Annotated in this window: 13 protein-coding genes; 3 read left to right on the top strand and 10 right to left on the bottom strand. The window is 41.3% G+C overall.

Annotated features, from left to right (window positions below; all coding sequences use genetic code 11):
* Positions 1-97: 97 nt before the first annotated feature.
* Positions 98-2,215, top strand: a complete 2,118-nt coding sequence (locus B3P16_RS04065; RefSeq protein WP_115047009.1) for a flotillin family protein — start codon at positions 98-100, stop codon at positions 2,213-2,215.
* A 97-nt stretch (positions 2,216-2,312) separates the two neighbouring features.
* The gene (locus B3P16_RS04060) at positions 2,313-7,157 is read left to right on the top strand and encodes a DNA repair ATPase (RefSeq protein WP_286841520.1); all 4,845 of its coding nucleotides are present in this window, start codon (positions 2,313-2,315) and stop codon (positions 7,155-7,157) included.
* A gap of 104 nt (positions 7,158-7,261) precedes the next feature.
* Here B3P16_RS04060 and B3P16_RS04055 read toward each other — a convergent pair whose 3' ends face one another.
* The 9 genes from B3P16_RS04055 to B3P16_RS04015 form a co-directional block, all read right to left on the bottom strand.
* Positions 7,262-8,965 carry a bifunctional alpha/beta hydrolase/class I SAM-dependent methyltransferase gene (locus B3P16_RS04055; protein ID WP_070561591.1) on the bottom strand — a complete coding sequence of 568 codons (1,704 nt, stop codon included), beginning with the start codon at positions 8,963-8,965 and terminating at the stop codon, positions 7,262-7,264.
* A gap of 64 nt (positions 8,966-9,029) precedes the next feature.
* Positions 9,030-10,466, bottom strand: a complete 1,437-nt coding sequence (locus B3P16_RS04050; RefSeq protein ID WP_286709456.1) for a phosphatase PAP2 family protein — start codon at positions 10,464-10,466, stop codon at positions 9,030-9,032.
* Positions 10,448-11,203 (bottom strand): SDR family NAD(P)-dependent oxidoreductase, encoded by a 756-nt coding sequence (locus B3P16_RS04045; RefSeq protein WP_115047003.1) that lies wholly within the window; start codon positions 11,201-11,203, stop codon positions 10,448-10,450. The genes B3P16_RS04050 and B3P16_RS04045 overlap by 19 nt, the downstream gene beginning before the upstream one ends.
* A 4-nt stretch (positions 11,204-11,207) precedes the next feature.
* Entirely contained in the window at positions 11,208-12,239 is a 1,032-nt protein-coding gene (locus B3P16_RS04040; protein WP_286841519.1) for a patatin-like phospholipase family protein, read from the bottom strand.
* A 50-nt stretch (positions 12,240-12,289) separates the two neighbouring features.
* Positions 12,290-13,120, bottom strand: coding sequence for a phosphatidate cytidylyltransferase (locus B3P16_RS04035; RefSeq protein WP_286841518.1), 831 nt, complete (start codon positions 13,118-13,120; stop codon positions 12,290-12,292).
* Positions 13,113-13,697 carry a CDP-alcohol phosphatidyltransferase family protein gene (locus B3P16_RS04030; protein ID WP_286767400.1) on the bottom strand — a complete coding sequence of 195 codons (585 nt, stop codon included), beginning with the start codon at positions 13,695-13,697 and terminating at the stop codon, positions 13,113-13,115. Before B3P16_RS04030 ends, B3P16_RS04035 begins: the two co-directional genes overlap by 8 nt.
* Before the next feature lie 179 nt (positions 13,698-13,876).
* Positions 13,877-15,364 (bottom strand): TPM domain-containing protein, encoded by a 1,488-nt coding sequence (locus B3P16_RS04025; protein WP_286841517.1) that lies wholly within the window; start codon positions 15,362-15,364, stop codon positions 13,877-13,879.
* Positions 15,365-15,652: 288 nt separating this feature from the next.
* Positions 15,653-16,975 carry a gluconate:H+ symporter gene (locus B3P16_RS04020; protein WP_286841516.1) on the bottom strand — a complete coding sequence of 441 codons (1,323 nt, stop codon included), beginning with the start codon at positions 16,973-16,975 and terminating at the stop codon, positions 15,653-15,655.
* 16 nt (positions 16,976-16,991) lie between these two features.
* Positions 16,992-18,503 (bottom strand): gluconokinase, encoded by a 1,512-nt coding sequence (locus tag B3P16_RS04015; protein WP_115046996.1) that lies wholly within the window; start codon positions 18,501-18,503, stop codon positions 16,992-16,994.
* A gap of 180 nt (positions 18,504-18,683) precedes the next feature.
* On the opposite strand from B3P16_RS04015, the gene B3P16_RS04010 reads away from it, so the two are divergent.
* Complete coding sequence (locus B3P16_RS04010; RefSeq protein WP_070561606.1) at positions 18,684-18,863, top strand: hypothetical protein; 180 nt, start codon at positions 18,684-18,686, stop codon at positions 18,861-18,863.
* A gap of 40 nt (positions 18,864-18,903) precedes the next feature.
* On the opposite strand, the gene B3P16_RS04005 is transcribed toward B3P16_RS04010, so the two are convergent.
* Positions 18,904-20,535, bottom strand: coding sequence for an ABC-F family ATP-binding cassette domain-containing protein (locus B3P16_RS04005; protein WP_046674822.1), 1,632 nt, complete (start codon positions 20,533-20,535; stop codon positions 18,904-18,906).
* Positions 20,536-20,579: the final 44 nt, after the last annotated feature.

Below are 20,579 nucleotides of genomic sequence, written 5' to 3'. Positions count from 1 at the left end.
CCCCGACACTAAACAACTGTCCTAAAAGAGCGAATCTTTATCCTTTTAAATTCTAATCGTAAACCCAAATATTAAAATCTAAATAAATACAAATCATATGCTATATCAACCTCTTTTATTTTTAAGTGGCTTAAACGGAATTATACTTTTAATTGTCGGTTTGGCTGTCTTTTTAATTTTTGCATTCTTTGTTGTATTGAGTGCATTCTACAAGAAAATTCCACAAGGGAAGGCGATTGTACGAACCGGTGTTGGTGGTACAAAAGTAGCATTCAACAAGGGAATGTATGTTGTACCTGTATTTCACAAGATGGAGATCATGGACATCTCAATCAAAAAAATTGAGATTGCCCGTATGCAGGGTGAAGGTTTGATCTGTAAGGACAATATTCGTGCAGATATCAAAGTTGCTTTCTTTGTTCGTGTCAATAAAAATGTAGATGATGTGATCAATGTAGCCCAAAATTTAGGTTGCGACCGCGCCAGTGAACCAGAAACATTAAAAAGTATTTTTGAATCTAAATTCTCCGAAGCACTCAAAACAGTAGGTAAGAAATTTGATTTCATTGAATTATACGAAGCCCGTCGCGAATTCCGTGATGAGATACTCGACGTCATCGGAACTGATCTTAATGGTTATATTTTGGACGACTGTGCGATTGATTACCTTGAACAGACCGACATCGAACATCTCAATCCAAATAATATCCTAGACAGTGAGGGTATCAAAAAGATCACCGAATTAACAGCCAAACAAAATATAAATGCCAACTTCATTCGTCGTGATGAGGAGAAACTAATCAAAAAACAAAACGTGGAAGCAAGGGAAGCGATTCTAGAACTAGACCGTCAGCTTGCCGAAAAGGAAGAGAAACAAAAACGGGAAATTGACAACATCAGAGCACGCGAAGAAGCAGAAATAGCAAAGGTACGCGAAGAAGAACGTCTCAAGTACGAAAGCGTCCGGATTTCTACCGAAGAGCAACTCGCTGTTCAAGAAGAAAATAAACTGCGGCAGATTATCATTGCTGAAAAGAATAAACAACGTACCGATGCTGTGGAGGCCGAACGTGTAGAAAAAGATCGCGCCTTAGAACAAACAGAACGCGAGCGCATTGTTACCTTAGCACAGATCGACAAAGAACGCTCGATCGAAACCGAAAAGAAAAGTATCCAAGGCGTTATCAAAGAACGTGTACAATTGGAAAAAGGTGTTGTTGAAGAGCAACAAGGCGTCAAAGACATCGAAGTATTCCGTGAAGTAGAACGTAAAAAACAAGCGGGTGTTATTGCGGCATCACAAGAAGCAGAAGAAAAATTAATTTCAACTGTTAAAGCTGCCGAAGCTGCAAAAATTGCGGCAGAACAGGAAGCAGAGAAAAAAGTAATCGACGCGGAGGCTGCTCGTAAAATCGCTGAAAAGCGTGCACAAGAGCTATTGATCGATGCGGAAGCGAAAAAAGAAGCATCACTCAAAGAAGCCGAAAGTCGTAAGATTATTGCCGAGGCACAAGCCAAAGAAGAAGCTGCACTTGGCTTGTCCGAAGCCGAAGTTATGGTTGCCAAAGCTGAAGCTGAAGAAAAACAAGGTACTGTAGAAGCTAGTGTCATTGAGAAGAAAGCAGAAGCGATGCGTAAAGAGGGCTTAGCACAGGCGGAAGTTGTGCGTGAGAAAGCGCTTGCTGAAGCCAAAGGTATCGAAGAGAAAGCTGAAGCGATGAAGAAATTAGACGGCGTGGGCAGAGATCACGAAGAATTCAAATTGCAATTGCAAAAAGAACGTGATATTGAACTCGCACACATCAATATCCAAAAAGACATTGCTCAAGCACAAGCCGGCGTATTATCGGAAGCACTTAAAACAGCAAAAATCGATATTGTTGGTGGTGAAACTATGTTCTTTGAGAATATCGTCCGTCAAGTATCCAACTCCAAAGGTTTTGATCACTTGATTGACAACTCCAAACATGCCACAGCTATTAAAAATTCTTTGATAGGTCCAGATGGACAAGGAGACCTCGCAGAGAAGGTGCGTGGATTAGCCGATAAATATGGAATTTCCACAAACGATATTAAGAACCTCACCGTTTCAGCAGCATTGATCAAACTTCAACAAGCGGCGACTGATGCTGAAAATGGCGAAGATACAAGCTTTATTAATTCTTTGTTCGGATTGGCGAAAAACTTGGGCATATCAAACAAAAAACTGTCCTAGTCCCTCCCCAATTCATTATTGCTTGCAATGATAATTACCATTGCAGGCAATAAACAAAAGATTTTATCACATATACCAAGTCGAGAAAGCTCATTTTATGCCAGAAGAAAACGTAATAAATCAGAACGACTCCCTTGATCAAGGTGCATACGAGATTATTCGGAAGCGGCTTCTTACACAAAAAGAAGAGCTTACTATCAAACTCCAACAACTAAATAATGCCCGCAAGGAAATATTTAATGCGACAAGTTTTATACTCAGGGCCAATCAACGGATCACCACAGAAAATAACTGTGTTGCTCGTGGTATTTTAGCCCTGGACAAGCTATGTATATTTGGTTATAATGTCCATTTTGGGTTACGCACCGAAATTAAACTCGAAGATGTTTTCAGTGTATATACATTCGAAAACAATCAGTTTATCCCACAATCACTCGATCTGATCAATGATCCTAATTTCATTGGCGATTACCAAAATTTATACAAATACTATCGCGACTCGATCTTTTCCAAGTTTCGACGTACGGAAAACTATCTTTATATGATCTTTCAGACCAGCAAAAATCCTGCTGACCTGAAGGCATTCAAGTGGTTGATTAAAGACGGAAAGCTCCAATATCAGGACGACCGCAGCATCCATGAAGTCAAATTACCCAACCAATTTGAATTTGAATGGACAAAAACAACCTTGGAAGACCGTCGCCTCGGAAAACACCCACACATATCCATTAAGGACAAGATCTTTATAGAAGCGATCAATGGCGATATTACTTTCAAAATTGAAAATAACACCGATACAGGGAAAGGAATCTTCTCCGAAAAAGTTTCAAACGCCGACCAACAATTGGATGATGCGGATTACTACTATGCAGACCTTGGCAATTTGATTGCCGTTCGCATCAAACCGTATCAAGAAGATTTCCGTGCATTTGTCTTTAATCAACGGACAAAAGAAGTGGTGAATCTTAAATCCCTTAATGAATCAGCCATTTTACTACCCGATAATCAAGGAATCATTTTTTCTAACGGATACTACCTGCAGAATGGCACCCATAAAATCTTTGACGTCCAGTTTGACCGGGTTAGTTTCCTTAGACGCATCGCATCACCAAACGGTGAAGACTTCCTCTATATCTTTTGTCAGGAGGAAACGAATACCTACATCTTACTGTCTTATAACATCATTCAGCAGCATGTCGAAACGCCGATCATCTGCAATGGATTCACACTTTTTAAAGACGGTAGTTTAATTTACTTCCATACAGAGGCCGAAGCAACAAGGCATCATCAGGTTCAGATCTGGGAAACCCCTTACATGGCCGTGCTCAAAGAAAATGAGTTAAAAAAAGACGACCCGCTTTATAAGGTTGGTAATAAACAGATCGTACAGGCCATGGCCGAAGCACAAGAAGTCATACAGCTCATCAACAAAGAAGATAGTTATGAAGGCCTTTACGAGGATATACTCAAAAAATCGACTGTCCTTCTTGACTCTTATTTTTGGATAAAGGATGAAGCCTTGTCCAACCTTGGTCAGCCATTAGCTCAGATCAAGGAGGTCGCTAATACGGCAATTGACGAATTTGTTAAGGTCCAAGCCCAACGTAAATACGCTACAGAGCTCAATAGCACTGCCGAGAAGAAAATGGAAGAGCTTACCTTTTCCATCAATAGTACTGTAGTCGAAAAGCTTGACCAACTTGTTCATCAACTGGCAGATTCACGACGTTTACAGGGCGAAATCATTGACCTCAAAAATGTCAGATATATTGATATAGTCCGTATCGATGCTTTACTCGAGAAGCTGCAGTCAATCACCACCGAACTTGCCGAAAAGACAATTGCTTTCTTGCTCCGCGACGAGGCTTTACAACCCTATGAGCAGAAAGTGGAGCAGCAGAAAAACAATGTTGCTGCAATTGTCAAAGTCTATGACGCCAAAGCGATTGAGGAAGCCAATTCGGCTATATCGAGTGAATTGGAGCTGTTGATCGATATTCTAAACAGTTTAAAAATTGACGACTCCACCCAAACCACCAAAATCATCGAGAAGATAGCCGTTATTTTCTCGTCCTTGAATGAGGTCCGGGCGCAGCTTACGCGTAAACTCAATTCATTAAAAAGTACGGAAGCCATTGCAGAATTTTCCGCCCAACTTACGCTACTGGAACAGTCTGTCACCAATTATCTTGAACTCTCTACGACAACTGAAAAAGTAGACGAGTATTATACCAAGGTCATTGTTCAACTGGAAGAACTCGAAAGTAAGTTTTCAGAATTTGAGGACTTCGCCCTGAAAATAGCAGATAAACGCGATGAGATCATCAAAGCATTTAATTCCCGCAGAGAGCAAATCGTTGAACAGATCAACAAACGTAGCTCTTCACTCGAGCAAATTGGACTTCGCGTATTAAAGAATATCGAAAACAAATCAAAGACATTTGCAACGCGTGAGGAAATCCTAAGTTTCTTTGCTTCAGATTTGATGATTGACAAAATCAGACAGCTTGTGCAAGAGCTGAAAACGCTCAGTGATGTTTCAAAAGCCGAAAATCTTGAAAACCTGCTCAAAAAATCTCAGGAGGATGCATTACGCATTTTACGTGACAAGAATGATCTTTTTGTAGATGGAGAGAACATTATTGCGCTTGGCAAGCATAAATTTGCCGTCAATAGTCAGTCACTCAGTTTAACACTCGTACGCAAAAATGACGAACTATTCTTCCATCTTACCGGAACGAGCTTCTATCAAAAAGTCAAAGGATCCGAGATCGAAAACTTTAGCGATATTTGGGATCAGGAACTGATTTCCGAAAACAAGGACGTATACCGGGCTGAATATCTCGCCTATAAAACATTCCTTGCTTCCAAAGGACAGTTAGATTTTGATGCCAACCTGTTTATCAATCAGACTGTCGAGCAAAGTTATTCGGAAGGTTATGTCAAAGGAGTGCATAACTTTGATGCCTTGGTAATCTATGATACCATCAAGCAGCTAGATAGCAAACTTGATCTTTTACGTTACGATGCTCATTTGCGTGCTATGGCACAATTGTTTTGGCATTCACTTGCGCAAGACGAGCAGGAAAAACAGAAAGCGTTGATTCAATCTACACATTCGGTATTAAAAGCATTTCCAAATTCCACACGCTACCAATCTGTCGTGGACGAACTCACAAAATTATTCATCAATTGGGACACCCATTTGGATCGTTCGACATTTCATGCGGAGGACGTCGCGAGCTATCTCTTCCAGACTTTCACAAGCTACAGCAAGTTTGTCGTCAGTGAGCAATCGGATGAACTTAAAAAGGCTTTCATCAGGCTATTGGAAAACAAGAAGAGTTTTAAACTCTTTGAAGCAGATATTCAGCATACACAATTTAGTCTCGTAGACCGCTTCTATTTGACCTTAAATTGGCTAAATTCTTTTATCGACGAGAACGACGATTACCAGGCTTTCCAAAAGTACGTGGAGGAAACTGCAGTCACGCTTCTTTATCCGAAGGATGAATACCAATTGATCATCGCCAAAGACAATGCACTCATCCAGGGATTAAAGGGAAATCACGTGATCTTGAACAATGGAGAAGAGCAAATTCAATACCATCAATTTCTGCGTAGATTGAAGACTTTTGCAGAATGGAATGTTCCTCGTTTTCAAGAATTCGCTTCTTTGAAGGAGCAGCTTGGAAAAACATACGCCAAGGAGCTGAAAATCGGAGAATTTGAACCAAAAGTCCTAACATCTTTTGTCCGAAATAAGTTGATCAACGAAGTTTACTTCCCATTGATCGGAAATAATTTGGCCAAACAGCTGGGGGCAGCTGGCGACAATAAACGTACCGCCAGGATGGGTATGCTTCTCCTCATTTCTCCGCCAGGTTACGGAAAGACAACATTAATGGAATACCTCGCGAAAACCATGGGATTACATTTTGTAAAAATCAACGGACCTACAATAGGGCATTCCATTACTTCAATAGATCCTGTGGAAGCGAAAACCTCTGGTGAACGTGAGGAACTTAAGAAGATCAATCTTGCTTTCGAAATGGCCGATAATGTGATGCTTTACCTCGATGATATCCAACATTTGAATCCCGAATTCCTTCAGAAATTCATTTCATTGGCTGATGGGCAACGTAAGATCGACGGTATTTTTGAAGGTGAGAGTAAAACATACGATTTGCGTGGGAAAAGATTCTGCATCGTAATGGCAGGAAACCCTTACACCGAAAGTGGGTCCAAATTTCAGATTCCAGATATGTTGGCCAACCGTGCGGATGTATACAATCTTGGGGATGTGATCGGTGATACCGAAGCACTTTTCAATCTCAGCTTAATTGAAAATGCGGCAATTGAAAACAGCTACCTTGAAAAAATAGCAAGCAAATCTTTCAACGATTTCTATGCTTTAGTGAACTATGCACAATCGGTTGTAGATCAACTTCCCGATTTAGAAGGCAATTACCTGAAGCAAGATATCGATGATTTTATCACAGTATTAAAACATGTATTAAAGATCAGAAACGTTGTCATCAAGGTCAATCAAAATTATATTCAAAGTGCGGCCATGCAGGACAATTACCGAACAGAACCGCCGTTCAAACTGCAAGGGTCTTATCGGAATATGAGTAAGCTCGTCGCCCAAGTTGTGCCGATGATGAACGAACAGGAAATCGATCAAGTTCTCCTCGCACATTATGAAAGTGAGTCACAAACCCTTACTGCCGATACGGAAAGTAATCTTTTAAAATTGAAAGAACTTGCTGGATTAATCAATACAGTGGAACAAGAACGGTGGGAACACATCAAAGAAATATTCCGCAAGAACAATAAACATGGTGGACTTGCCAAAGATGATAAGGTCTTTGCACAAATGCAGGACTTTAACGAAAACCTGGAGGGCATCATACAAGCTATCCGTGCTTATAGGAATTAATATTCGTCCTGATTATTCCAGCTGACGTAATTGGAAGCGTCAGCTGGAATAATCATTACCCTAAACAAAGACATAACTTTTCACTGCTAAGAATAGCGGAATGGCTACCCATTTACCGTCCCTGAAGACACCGTAAATATGCCAAAGTCATCGATCAGCATACGTTCCTTAACAACTCCATTGTACGCCATCAGACGATCTAATTCTTTCTGCGAACGACGACGCATCACCCAGTCCTTTTTCTGATGACTGTTTAACACGTAAGCAATCATCTTTAACTGTGGATGCCATGGCTGTCCAGTATAAACCAAATGACTGCTTGATTCGCAAATCGAAATTGCGCCTTTTACAGCCCTACTTGCCATTTCATTGTCACCAAAAAGTTCAAAAATACCTGAGATAATAACAATATTAGGCTCGAATTCCAGTTTGGAATAGGTAGCTGGATCAAAACAATCGTAATTGGTAAATCGTATCCCCTGCAATCCATTTCTACGGATAATCCTCTCTCCCACCTCAATATTGGACAACAGGAATTCATTAATCACGATTTCGGCTTCGGGATATTTCGCTTTGATATCAAATAAGTAATTGCCGGTGCCACCTGCAATATCCAATATCTTCACGGTCTTTCCAGCAGCTTTGACCTTCGCGATATTCTCTTCCAATAACTGTAATAAGTGCTGTTTTCGAATGCGAATTCCTTTCCATCCAATCGCCTCCAGATAACCTCGGTCGAGGATACGACCGAACCGATTTTTACCCTGCGATTCATTGCGATAGACGTAGTCCAGCGATATCCCCGAATCAAATCCAAACTGCAGGCCTAAATTCATTCCTTTACTTAAGGAACCTATTTTGCCCAATGCCCATTTCTGGACAGCATAGTTCAATTTTTCACCTGCAGGAAGTAATTTATGGTATAATTGTTCATACTCTTTCACCGAAAAATCATCGGGTTCGAGCGTCAGTTCAGGACTTTGTCGGGCATAGGCTTTGTCGATAAAATTTCGCAGATAGTGATAAACTTTCTGCCGATTTGTTTCAAATAGAATCCCGTGGTAGAAATTACGTAAAGTGATAAAAGTCTTCAACTTTGAAGCTATTGTCACAAAGAATTTTTTCTGCACCGAATTTTTGACCACATAATCTTTTTCAGCAGAAAGGACAATTACTGGGATATCAATCGCCGCTGCGTCTTCAACGATACGCTCGCCGGCTTTTAATAGATCAACCAACAAAGCGCCATTGATAGATTTGGAAATCAACGGATCAGCATCGTAAGCCTTCTGCTGATCGATATCGTGAGTCAACACCTTGGATTTGACGTAACTCTGGATAATCAGATCTTTTTTTAGCTTTGTTCCCAAAGCAATCATCCGATTGGCTAGGGGCACATATAATTTAATTTCAAATGCAGGTGCCAACAATGCAATACCTGCGACTTTAGGCGCAAAATCGTGTACCCACGCACTGACAACAACCCCCGCAATACTATTGGCGATAACGAAGATGTCTTTCGAATCAACCAAATATTCACGGCCTATATAATGAAAGAAACTATCCAAATCACGCACATAATCCATAAAGATCGGTGAAACTGGTTCTTTCGTATAACCATGTCCGCGCAAATCAAATGCAAAGATGGAGTGATCGGCAAACTGTGGATCCGTAGCCATCTCCTGCAGACGTTCCGAATGCTCATGCCCCCGGTGCAGTACGACCAATGCCCGCTGTCCGGCCTGATAATTCCAAACGCGATATAATAACTCTCCTTGATCAAAACTCTTGAAGTAACCTGATTTCATGTATAATTTTTACGTACTAATATCAAATAGTATATTTCATAACAAAGATCATGCAAAGGACCGTCTAGCTATTTCTCTCGACCAGCACCTCCATCAACTCAAGTGCATGTCTATGCAATACAAAATGCTTATTATGAGATTTAACCCGATCTATAGCATCCGTTAAATCTAAAGATAATATTTTTTGTGACAATAGAACAGCAAAAATCATACTCCTGCTGTAACCCATTGTACAATGTATAATCATATTTTCACCTCGCTTCAATTGTTGATAACTGATTACGAGCGCTGCCAATATCCTTTCGGCATCCGACAATTTAATTGCTGCTATATCCAACAATGGAAACGAATGATAGTTTTTCTCTAAATGTAGAATAGGTATTTCTTCCAATTCAGCAGCCAGATCAAAAACAACCAGATGCTTATTCAGACCAAGCACACGGAGATCTCCTGCAGTCATCCTCGGCCCCACATAACAACCTGGTAAAATTTCAAATAAAGGCGGATTATTGCTGCGTCTGACAAAACGCCACAGTAACCAATATATGCATTGATATGGACAATAAAACCATTTTTTAAATCTAGGTATCCAACCTTTTTCATTTTTTAAAAACCTTGGATTATTGATAACATAATTCCTTCCTACCGCAATGCAGACCAGGGATGGCCAACACAGAAGATATAATCCAAAAGCATGAGCTCCGCCCCACAATGCCAGTAACAATAAACTCCAGCCAATGGCATAGTAAACGTTACCAATTCTTTGGTTTCTACGACAAATCTCCGTTTCGAGGTCTAATTTCGTCTTTTCGTATAAATTTGCCTTTTCGGTACCAGCCAAAAAGGGAAAATTCCCAGCCTTTAACATAGATAATGCACTGTCATGAAGCAGTCCCGATGGAGATGGGAATAGAACGAATCCCATATGAACCAAAATCAATGCGGTCAGCACATCCACCAGATGGTGCTGATAAACGGTGAGTGTAGCAATGCCCATGAGTAGTAGCCAAATTCCCACTACCCAGCGTTTCCAGCCTTTTAGCTGCTTACCGAGCACCGACCAAAACAGACATGCATAGGCCACATGCAACGAAGGTGCTTGATTAAATGGGGAATCGTACTTCCCTAAAAAGGCGAAGAAAAATTCAAAAACTGAATGCTCAACGCTAGGCCTATCAAAAGAAAATCGCAAGGGAAAAATAAAAAAACAACAAATAGAGAAGATGGTAATGAAACTGAAACGCTTCGTATAGACCCAAAGCTCTTCTCGACTTCGACAACAGAAAGGAACCACAGCGAAGAACAAACCACTGCTCATGTAGGGGATAATCATCCAAGAAACGAACGGCATAAAGTGTTCAAAAGGAAACACAAACGAAGATACAGTAGTCTGATTTGCAGCATGGACCGCAGCAGCAGAATAAGTCACCTGGAAAAATAGCGCACAATAAAGGAAAACAGCAAATTGCAGTCCCCCATTTTTCAGTCGTTTTTCATCCATTTGGCCTTCCTCGACATAATTTTATTCAATACGATATTTGGAAGTAGTCCCAGCGATGCCATTAACCACTTCATACGCTTCGGAAACACTACTTGCTTCTTCTTCTGTTCGATAGCTGCCATTATACGCTGTGCCGCATCGCCTACGGGGATTAAAAATGGCTTTTTAGACAAATCTTGCTTATTGAGCGCTCTCAGTTTATCCGTATCAACATAGCCCGGGGCGATAACAGTAACCGCAATTCCATACGGCTGGAGTGCCCTCCGATATGCATCAGCCACTTGGATTGCAGCACGCTTGGTCTTACTATATAGGCTTGAATTGGGAAAATGAAGCGTTCCCGATACCGATGCGACGATTGCAATCTGTCCTTCCGACTGACCCTGCATAACCATTCTTGCCGCTTCGAAACAATTTATCGTACCCATCATATTCACCTGTAGCATGGCAACCGCCTCCTGATAACTTATCTGTTGAGCAACGTCATCTGCGTAACTCCCGGTACAATTGATAAAGAGGTCCAAAGATGAATGTGCACAAAATGTGCTGACCGCATCCTGCAGACTGTTTAATTGACATACGTCTACTTCAAAACTTTTAAGGCTATGCGTCCAGGAATATGCTGACATTTTCGGCAGATCACGTCCACATACCGCTACCTCTGCTCCTTGATCAAGATAACGCTTGGCCAAAGCAAGGCCTATTCCACTTGTACCACCGGCAATAAATACTTTCATCCAATTACTTCTTAAACGAATTTAAAGTCACCTGATAACCATAACTCCATTGCGCTTCCATCGCTTCAGCAAATTCTTCCAGATCTCTCGGGAAAGAAAGCGTAACTTCAAATTTACGCCAATCAATTCCTTTTTTACAGTATTTCCCAGCTAATTGTTTCGCGGCATCCTGTGTATCTATCCAATGTGCATACGGAAAATGTTGTTCCAAATCTGCTAACCGTTTATTTCCACTAAAGCCCAATACTGCCCGTACCAACGCTTCTTCTTGTGGTTTGTAAGGTTGTTTTCGCTCACATATAATGTTTTCAACAAGCACATTTGCTAGCTCCATTGGAACGAGATCAATTGCTCCACCAGCGTAATGAGTATTATTGGAACATACAGGTTCAATATAAAACATATCGGACATTGAAATACGGGCCGCCTGTAGCACAGAAAATTCAGCGCTCAAACGAACTTCTTCAGCCACTGCACTGTGCACATAATTCTCATCCGCAATGCCTATTGCCTCAACAGGCACATTGGCCAATACATCCTTAGTTCCCATCAGCATTTTTTGATAGAGTTTCCGATCTCCACGCCGCTGCCCTACTTCAGACGGGCTGAACAGCATTTTAGCGCCGACCACCAGTGCCGGTATTGCTGCCGAGAATGGTCTATCCAAGGTAGGCAATAGTAAGGAAAGATCCTGTTCCATATCTACGAGATAGCGACTAAAGACATCCTCGATAAAGGGCGCCCGTTTTTTGTTCAGCTGTTTTTTCAAAACATACACGCCCAGCTTCCCCAAACGACGCTGTTCAGTGAGCCGATGATGCAAGAAAAATCGATAAAGTTCTTCAGATTGTAGATAGCACTTGCGGGCTTCATGTGTAGCAAAGGCCTGTATAACAGCGACTGCCATTGAACCTCCGCAGCTCGCTATAAGCAGATCTGGTTTTAAGCCCAGCTCATCTAACGCAGCGTACATGCCCAGATATAGACTGAACCGCGTTCCACCCCCTGAAAATAAAACAGCACGTTGATAAGCCATCACATTGAAATTTTAATTAACCTTCTCTCTACTACATTCGTCAAATTTTATTAATTCCCCAACAACAGGATAATCAGAGCATAAAACAGTGGCGCATTGAAGATCAGACTATCGATACGGTCCAATAAGCCACCATGCCCGGGAATCAATGTTCCAGTATCTTTCACTCCTGCCTTCCTTTTCAGATAGGAAAAAAGAACATCTCCCCAGAATCCCAAAATACCGAAGAACAAACCGAACAACGAAAAGTATAGAAAATTCTGAAAAGGCAGTAGGAAATACCCCAATAAATTACTCAGTATAATTGTTAAGCCGATACCGCCCACACATCCAGCAATTGTCTTATTTGGGCTAATACGCGGAACGATTTTACGTTTGCCGAAAAACTTGCCCATCAGGTATTGAAAGACGTCATTCAGCTCCGTTAGCACAACAATGTAACCAATTAATTTTAATCCCACCATTACGTTGTTATCCATTTTTATGGATCGGATAAAAGCTAAATGGCTAAAGGCAAGCAAACAAGCTACTGCTCCAAAAAACAGTCCAAATACAGCTCCCTTCTTAACCTTTAAACCATAGTTGAAAAATAAAGCAGTCCCCAAACACATGAAGCTGGCCAACACTAAATATTCTTGATAGGAACAAAAGTAAAGGAGCAACGCTTGCAACATTGCCATGGAAAGAAATACGAATGGATTCGCCTTCCATTCAGGGATAAACATACGCGCAAACTCGCACATCCCTTGAAAGGTTATCCAGGCAACAAACAAAGGTGATAATGTTGGTGGGACGAAGGCAACCGCCAGCACCAAGACAATGTATCCCCAACTTCTAACGCGAACAGGAACATCTGCGAATTTGCCATTGGCATCAGCCATGCGCCAAAGCCTTTCTCAATCGAGTTACCGAACTCAAAAGTAAGAGTAAGCACAAAACGCCAAAAATATAGCCCGAAAAAGCAACGATAGAAATATGCAATAATGCTAAAATTCCATATACGCCCAACAGCAAAGCACGATCACTTTTGCCCATCGGCCCATCGTAACGACGATCATTGGCAATTACCTTCCCTATCAATCCACAAAATTCATTCACAACACTCAAGACAATAAAAGCGACGATTGTATACACGCTTTCCGGATGAAACTTCAACAAAGGAAAAAATAGCACGACATCCGAAACAATATCTCCGACTTCGTTCAAAACCTCTCCGGTCTTGCTGGTCTGATTAAAAAGCCTCGCCATCATACCATCTAAGGCATTCAAGGCCATGCGTAATAACAATCCGATTGGCAGGACCAAAAAGAAAATCGGGAAACGATCAGCATACCAAAAAAACAAAGCAATGATCAACGAGAATACGATCGATCCAATTGTAATTTGATTGGCCGTTATCTTCCTGTGATGCAAAAAATTCAAGATCGGCATCAGCAACTGCTGAAATTTTGGTTTCAATTTATAAACAGAAATCATATAGCGTTAGCTGTAACTTATTTTTTATTTTTTTTAAAAAAAGTTTGCATAGTGTAATAAATACACTATATTTGTGTCATCATAATTTAGGTTTATAATTGGTTATTTAAGGTTTTCATTCTCCCCGTTTGGAAACCTTTTTTTTTGCCCTAAATTACGGATTACCATCTTCCGCCTGCACCACCGCCACCAGAAGATCCGCCACCAAAACTACCACCACCTCCGCTACTACTACTCGATCCTCCGCCAGAGCTACTCGATGTTGAGCGCACTTTAACTGGAGTTGAATGTTCACCATGGGATACCCGATGGCCACAGTTCTTGCATAAGTCAAAGCGTTCTTCCAATCCCTGCGAACTATACGTTGCTGCACGTATCGTCTTGGTACGCCCGGTCTCAAAAGTTCTGTAATGACATGCAGGACAATCAATGAACCCAACATTTTCATCCCAGGGAACCAGCTTTGTTTCATTGGTCGTCTGATCTATCCATATTTCGTACGAACGACTACCGATTTTTTCCTCCAAAAGCTGCCCCTTATCCAGGTATGCACTTTCTCGGGTAGACACATCATCCTTATTCATGCGCAACCAACGTCCAGATTGATCTGGAGGAGCCAATCGAAGTTGATTCTTCCGAATGCGTTTATTTAATCCAATGAGATCAAATAGCGCCAATGGACTCAGCAATAGCGGAAATAAGCCCCAGACACGAAATTTGCGCAAAGCTTTTTGTATATTTTCTTCGTCCTGATAAGAATTGACAATCTGCGTACGACTTGCATTATACTTCATCGCCAAGGTAATACTACCAAAAACACCAATAAAATAAGGTAAATTTTTCCACTGATAGACCTCCTCAAAATTATTGAGGGCAAATGCACAGATAAACACCGAGATAAACATTACTATCCCAATACAGCCGCATCCACTGACTAAAGGCGGGAAATATTTACTTTTTTTGGTCAACTTCCCTTTGATCGCTCGGGTCACTTCACCCAACCAGATATAACAGATTGCAAACAAACCTAAAACCAACAGTGAATTTTGCAGGATTGGACTTTTAAAGCTCCAGACAGGTGTTGCCTCTGGCATTAAGCGCTCCAGCTCGGCTTTACTATCCGGTGAGGTGAGAATGGTCTTTATAAATTCTGAAGCCTCCATAACACCCCGGTCGTAATCCTCATTCCTAAAATTAGGTACGAGATATTTTTCGCCAATGCGCTTTAAATAAGCGTCGGGCAAAATACTTTCCATACCATACCCAGTGATAAAACGGTATTCATGGCGGTCTTTAGCAATAAACAACAAAAGCCCATTGTTACTTTCCTTCTTACCGATCCCCCAGGCATTGAATAATTTTAAAGCAAATTCGAAATCACTGTCGCCAACGTAATCGTTCACAACAACGATGGCAAATTCACTTTTTGTAGTAGCCTCAATCTGCGTCGATAAACCATCTAATTCAGCCACTGTACCTGAGGATAGAATCCCATCAGGATTGGACACAAAATAATCCTGCCCCTTTATTTTTGGACTGGGCAAATTGTCTACTGTATAAGCAATTGATTGTCCAAAAGACGGTAACCCAGATAGGCAGCTTACCAACAGGATTGAGCAAAGTATATAAAATCGGTGTAATCTCCACATAATTTTAGAACAACAAAAATTTGGTTCATTGTCACGATATTAAGAAAAAAAAATCAAACAAAGGTTTCCGTCAAAAAAAAGCCCATAATCAACCGATTATGGGCCTGTATAATTCAATATTCGTTTGAGCTATTACTATACATCCTTACGATTACTTCATATCATCATTTTGTTGAGCTACCGTGACAGTACACGATCGTGTTTATGTTGTTTATAAAAAAGCAATGCTTAGAAAGCCAAGAGTATTAACTAAAGATGTATGACAATAGGAAACTTTCCCATTCGCTGTCAATGACCAAGCCAATGTAAAATCAAGACGCCAATCAATCCAACAACAGAAACGAGCGTTTCCATCACCGTCCATGAGCGAAACGTATCCTTCATGCTCACTCCAAAATAAGATTTAAACATCCAAAACCCAGGATCGTTGACGTGTGAGAACATAAGACTACCCGCTCCCGTCGCTAGCACCATTAATTCAGGAGTAACCTTTCCTGCCTGCACAATGGGAAGCATAATGCCCGCTGCCGTGAGCCCAGCAACACTAGCCGAACCGATAACTAGGCGAATGATACCGGCTATTAACCATGCAAGCACAAGAGGCGACAAGCTCAGGTCTGCGGTTAGGTCAGCGATGTAGTTCGCTACACCACTGTCTACCAAAATTTGCTTAAAGGCGCCTGATGCTGCAATGATAAAAAGGATCATCATTATCCCGCGGATTGCTTCTTCCACACTTTCTGATTGCTCCCGCAAACTTTTACCTTGGCGGATACCCATTGTGTACATCGCCATTAGCGATGCAATCATTAAAGCCACAACCGGGTCACCCAAGAAACGTAGTGCCTTCAGCCAAGAGGAGCCTTCTGGAAATATTAGATGTGAAAATGAACCAAAAGCAATTAAAATTATTGGAAAAAGCCCCGTAAATATGCTAATTGCAAATCCGGGAAGCTCTTTCCTATCCGCTTGATTGTGTTCAGGAAAAAACTCGGTCGGTGGGTTGGTCGGAATACGCTTAAGCATCCTTCCAAAGAGCGGTCCACCGATAATGATGGCAGGAATTGCCACAACAATGCCATAGACCATTGTTAAACCGATATCCGCTTTGTAGGTAAGCGCTATGGCCGTAGCTCCCGGATGTGGTGGCAAATAACCATGTGTCACGGACAGCGCTGCCAGCAACGGCATGGCTATGTAAAGCAAAGGCATTTTATTGGAAACACATACCATGAAAACGAATGGTACTAAGACGATAAAACCGACATTGTAAAATAAGGGAATTCCTACTAAAAAGCCCGTGAGAACCATTGCCCAAGGTAAGTTCTTTTTGCCAAATACAGCCGTTAGTACCGTTGTAATCTTTTCTGCAGCACCACCCTCCGCCATCAATTTTCCCAGTAAAGACCCGAAAGCCAACAATAGTGCCAACTGGCCCATAGTGGTACTCACTCCGTTTTCAACAGATTTAAGGATGTCGACGGCACTCATATTCATAGCAAAACCGACCGCAACAGAGGTTATCAGTAATGAAAAGATCGTGTTTAACCTGACGACGGTAACTAAAAGAAGTAGTAAAGCTACTCCCAAAATAACGATGATTAGAGGCATAATAATTTATATTTACTTAAAACTCACCTTCCAATATATGGTACAGGCGTTCAAATTTCCGGAAGTTTTTCATATATACAGCGTGATTCTCCGCACTCGGTTTATAATAATGCTCGGTCTCTTGCTCTCCTTCCGCTTGTTTGTTTTTTATAGTAGGCTCACATCCCTGAATACCCAAGGCTTCCAAGCCTATCAATGCTGCTCCCCATGCAGAGCTTTCTACTGTATTTTTGGTGAATACAGGTTTATTGAAAATGTCTGCAAGCATCTGCACGAACAACGATGACCGCGCCAAGCCGCCGCTTGCAAAGATCGTATGAATGGGACCGGTGTTCTCCTCTAACGCGATTCCTACACTGTAAATTGCAAACAACATCCCTTCCATCATGGCACGTGCAAAGTGCGCCCTGCCATGATGCAACTGTATTCCAAAATAAACACCTTTAGCATTGGAATTCCAATGTGGTGCCCGTTCACCAGTTAAATAGGGCAAGAATATCAAGCCCTCTGCCCCCGGAACGACGGAGCCGATCAAAGCATCTAACGACGCCGAAAGATCTCCATCTGCTTCCATTTGGGTATATTCGTTCAAAAAGTTGTCTCGAAACCAGTTGCGTAATACACCGCCATTATTAACCGCACCACCAATTATATATTCATTTGATCTCAGTAGGTAGGTAAATAGTCTTTGTTTTTTTTCTTGATTTGCCTGCGAGCTTGCTACGCGAATAGCTCCACTGGTACCTACAGTTACCGAAGCCACTCCAGGACGTATAGCTCCTACTCCGAGATTAGCCAAACAACCATCGCTACCACCTATAACAAAAGGGGTATCTTCAGGGATATGCATCAAGGCCGCAATTTCTCGGCTAGGCATATTTAAAATATAATTGACCGGAACTGGAGATGCTAGCTGTTCTTCCGATATGCCCGCCAAGCTTAACGCCTGATCAGACCATCTTAGGTGATGTATGTCGAAAAGCCCTGTTGCAGATGCAATGGAATGATCGACCACATACACGCCAAAGAGCCGGTAAAAAAGAAATTCTTTGATACCGATAAACTTGTACGATTGAGCAAATAATTTTTGATCATTGGCCCCTATCCACATTAATTTGCAAAGCAAAGACATGGGATGTATTGGTGTACCCGTCTGCTGATAAAGCAACCTGCCCGCCTCACTTGCCTCCAAGGCAACCGCAATATGCTCACTTCTGCGATCTGCCCATATAATGCAATTGCTAAGTGGCTGTCCTGCCGAGTCAACAGCGATCAGTCCGTGCATAGCACTGCTCACCGAAATACATACAGGTTTCGGTATCTCCCCACTAGATTGCCTTAAGCTAATCATGACATGCATAATAGAATCAATACATGCGCCATAAACAATCTCCGGATCTTGCTCATACCACCCTTCCAACGGGTTTATTATAGGATAAGGTATACTATGCTGGGATAAGATGTTACCTGCGTGGTCAAATGCAACAGCTTTCGCAGATGATGTCCCAATGTCTAATCCAATGATCATAAATAAAATTGATGTTTAGGAAAGTTCAATATACGGAATATCTGTTAGCTTACAACAAAAGACTCAATACCAGCAAAGTAATTGGAGCGAGAAAATCGCCGCATACCGATCTGCTGATAATTGTCTTTCGTAGTATCAACATAAATGGTAAATTTCAACTTAGAAAAATGGTATTAAACGATGAGTATAGACAAAAAGAATAACTACGATTTTGGAATAGTTGGACTCGGCGTAATGGTATTGATCGGGAAGGTGTCTTTCACACACTTTGGGATTAAGGAAAAAAAGCTTGAAGGCTCGATTAATATTCTTTTAAAACACAAAAAAGCGGCTTTTATATCAAAAAGCCGCTTTTTATAACTGAGCCCCTATCGGGTTTTACACGACGTTTATCTAGATGCTAACGTTCAATATCTTTCAAGCTACTCATCTTCTTGTATTCCAAGAAACCTTTAATATCTTCAAAATGCTCCCGTACACGTTTATTTCCGAATTCAAAGACTTTCTCTGCCAAACCATCCAAAAAGTCACGGTCGTGCGAAACAAGGATCAATGTACCATCGAAATCTTTTAAAGCATCTTTGATAATGTCCTTTGTCTTCATATCCAAATGGTTTGTGGGCTCATCAAGAATCAATACATTGACCGGTTCCAACAACAATTTTATCATCGCCAAACGCGTTCTCTCCCCTCCAGATAATACTTTCACCTTTTTAGTTGTATCATCGCCGCTAAACATGAAAGCCCCCAAAAGATCTTTCATTTTAACACGTACATCGCCTACTGCGATTTGATCAATGGTATCAAAAACAGTCATTTCACCATCAAGTAAGGCTGCCTGATTCTGTGCGAAATAGCCAATTTTTGCATTGTGGCCAACTTTTAACGTACCTTCGAAATCGATCTCACCCATAATTGCTTTGATCATGGTAGATTTACCCTCACCGTTCTTTCCGACAAAAGCAACCTTTTCACCACGTTCGATAACCATATTTGCTTTTTGAAACACAACATGTTCATCATAAGCTTTGGTTAGATCCTCAACAATAACAGGATATTGACCCGAACGCGGAGATGGTGGGAACTTAAGACGCAATGCGGAAGTATCCACTTCGTCAATCTCGATGATTTCCAATTTCTCCAACATCTTTACACGTGATTGTACCTGCAATGTTTTAGAATAGGTTCCTCTGAAACGATCAATAAACTCCTGATTGTCCGCAATAAAGCGTTGTTGCTCTTCATATGCTTTTAGCTGATGCTGGCGACGCTCCTGACGTAATTCCAGGTAATGACTATACTTGGCACGATAATCATAAATCCGTCCCATCGTCACCTCAATGGTCCTATTGGTGATATTGTCGACAAATGCCCTATCGTGCGAAATAACGATAACTGCTTTAGCCGAATTGACCAAGAAATCTTCCAGCCATTGAATACTCTCGATATCCATGTGGTTGGTTGGCTCATCCAATAAAATCAAATCCGGCTTCTTCAATAATATTTTAGCTAATTCGATACGCATCCGCCAACCACCCGAAAACTCAGAAGTCTGTCTTGTAAAATCAGAACGCTCAAAACCGAGTCCCTTCAAGACCTTTTCAACTTCTGCATCATAATTAACTTCCTCAATTGAATAGAACTTTTCGCTTAATTCGGATACACGTTCGATCAATTGCATATAATCATCAGACTCATAGTCTGTACGGATATTTAATTGCTCATTCAGGTTTTCCAACTCATCACGCATACCATAGACTTCTTCGAAAGCCTTTGACGTTTCCTCAAAAACAGTCACGTTATCCTCTGTTAGCAAATGTTGCGGTAAATAGGCTATAATGGCATCTTTCGGACCAGCAACATTACCTGTAGTAGGTTTACCCACTCCAGCGATAATTTTCAATAAAGTCGATTTACCGGCGCCATTTTTACCCATCAATGCGATCTTATCATTCTCATTGATGGAGAAGGATACATCTGAAAAAAGAGTTGTTCCCCCAAAGGAAACAGAAATATTATTTACGTCAATCACTGTATATACACTTAATTTTGGCACAAAGATAAGCGAATCAATCT

The organism is Sphingobacterium sp. UBA7631, assembly GCF_002483935.1.
Classification (GTDB): domain Bacteria; phylum Bacteroidota; class Bacteroidia; order Sphingobacteriales; family Sphingobacteriaceae; genus Sphingobacterium; species Sphingobacterium multivorum.
The sequence above is the reverse complement of the archived record's forward strand: the minus strand, read 5'-3'. Positions and strand labels throughout refer to the sequence as shown.

Excerpts from the sequence above, each read along its gene's own strand:
- B3P16_RS04065 (WP_115047009.1), top strand. The coding sequence starts at position 98 with ATGCTATATCAACCTCTTTTATTTTTAAGTGGCTTAAACGGAATTATA.
- B3P16_RS04060 (WP_286841520.1), top strand. The coding sequence starts at position 2,313 with ATGCCAGAAGAAAACGTAATAAATCAGAACGACTCCCTTGATCAAGGT.
- B3P16_RS04055 (WP_070561591.1), bottom strand. The coding sequence starts at position 8,965 with ATGAAATCAGGTTACTTCAAGAGTTTTGATCAAGGAGAGTTATTATAT.
- B3P16_RS04050 (WP_286709456.1), bottom strand. The coding sequence starts at position 10,466 with ATGGATGAAAAACGACTGAAAAATGGGGGACTGCAATTTGCTGTTTTC.
- B3P16_RS04045 (WP_115047003.1), bottom strand. The coding sequence starts at position 11,203 with ATGAAAGTATTTATTGCCGGTGGTACAAGTGGAATAGGCCTTGCTTTG.
- B3P16_RS04040 (WP_286841519.1), bottom strand. The coding sequence starts at position 12,239 with ATGGCTTATCAACGTGCTGTTTTATTTTCAGGGGGTGGAACGCGGTTC.
- B3P16_RS04035 (WP_286841518.1), bottom strand. The coding sequence starts at position 13,120 with ATGGCTGATGCCAATGGCAAATTCGCAGATGTTCCTGTTCGCGTTAGA.
- B3P16_RS04025 (WP_286841517.1), bottom strand. The coding sequence starts at position 15,364 with ATGTGGAGATTACACCGATTTTATATACTTTGCTCAATCCTGTTGGTA.
- B3P16_RS04020 (WP_286841516.1), bottom strand. The coding sequence starts at position 16,975 with ATGCCTCTAATCATCGTTATTTTGGGAGTAGCTTTACTACTTCTTTTA.
- B3P16_RS04015 (WP_115046996.1), bottom strand. The coding sequence starts at position 18,503 with ATGATCATTGGATTAGACATTGGGACATCATCTGCGAAAGCTGTTGCA.
- B3P16_RS04010 (WP_070561606.1), top strand. The coding sequence starts at position 18,684 with ATGAGTATAGACAAAAAGAATAACTACGATTTTGGAATAGTTGGACTC.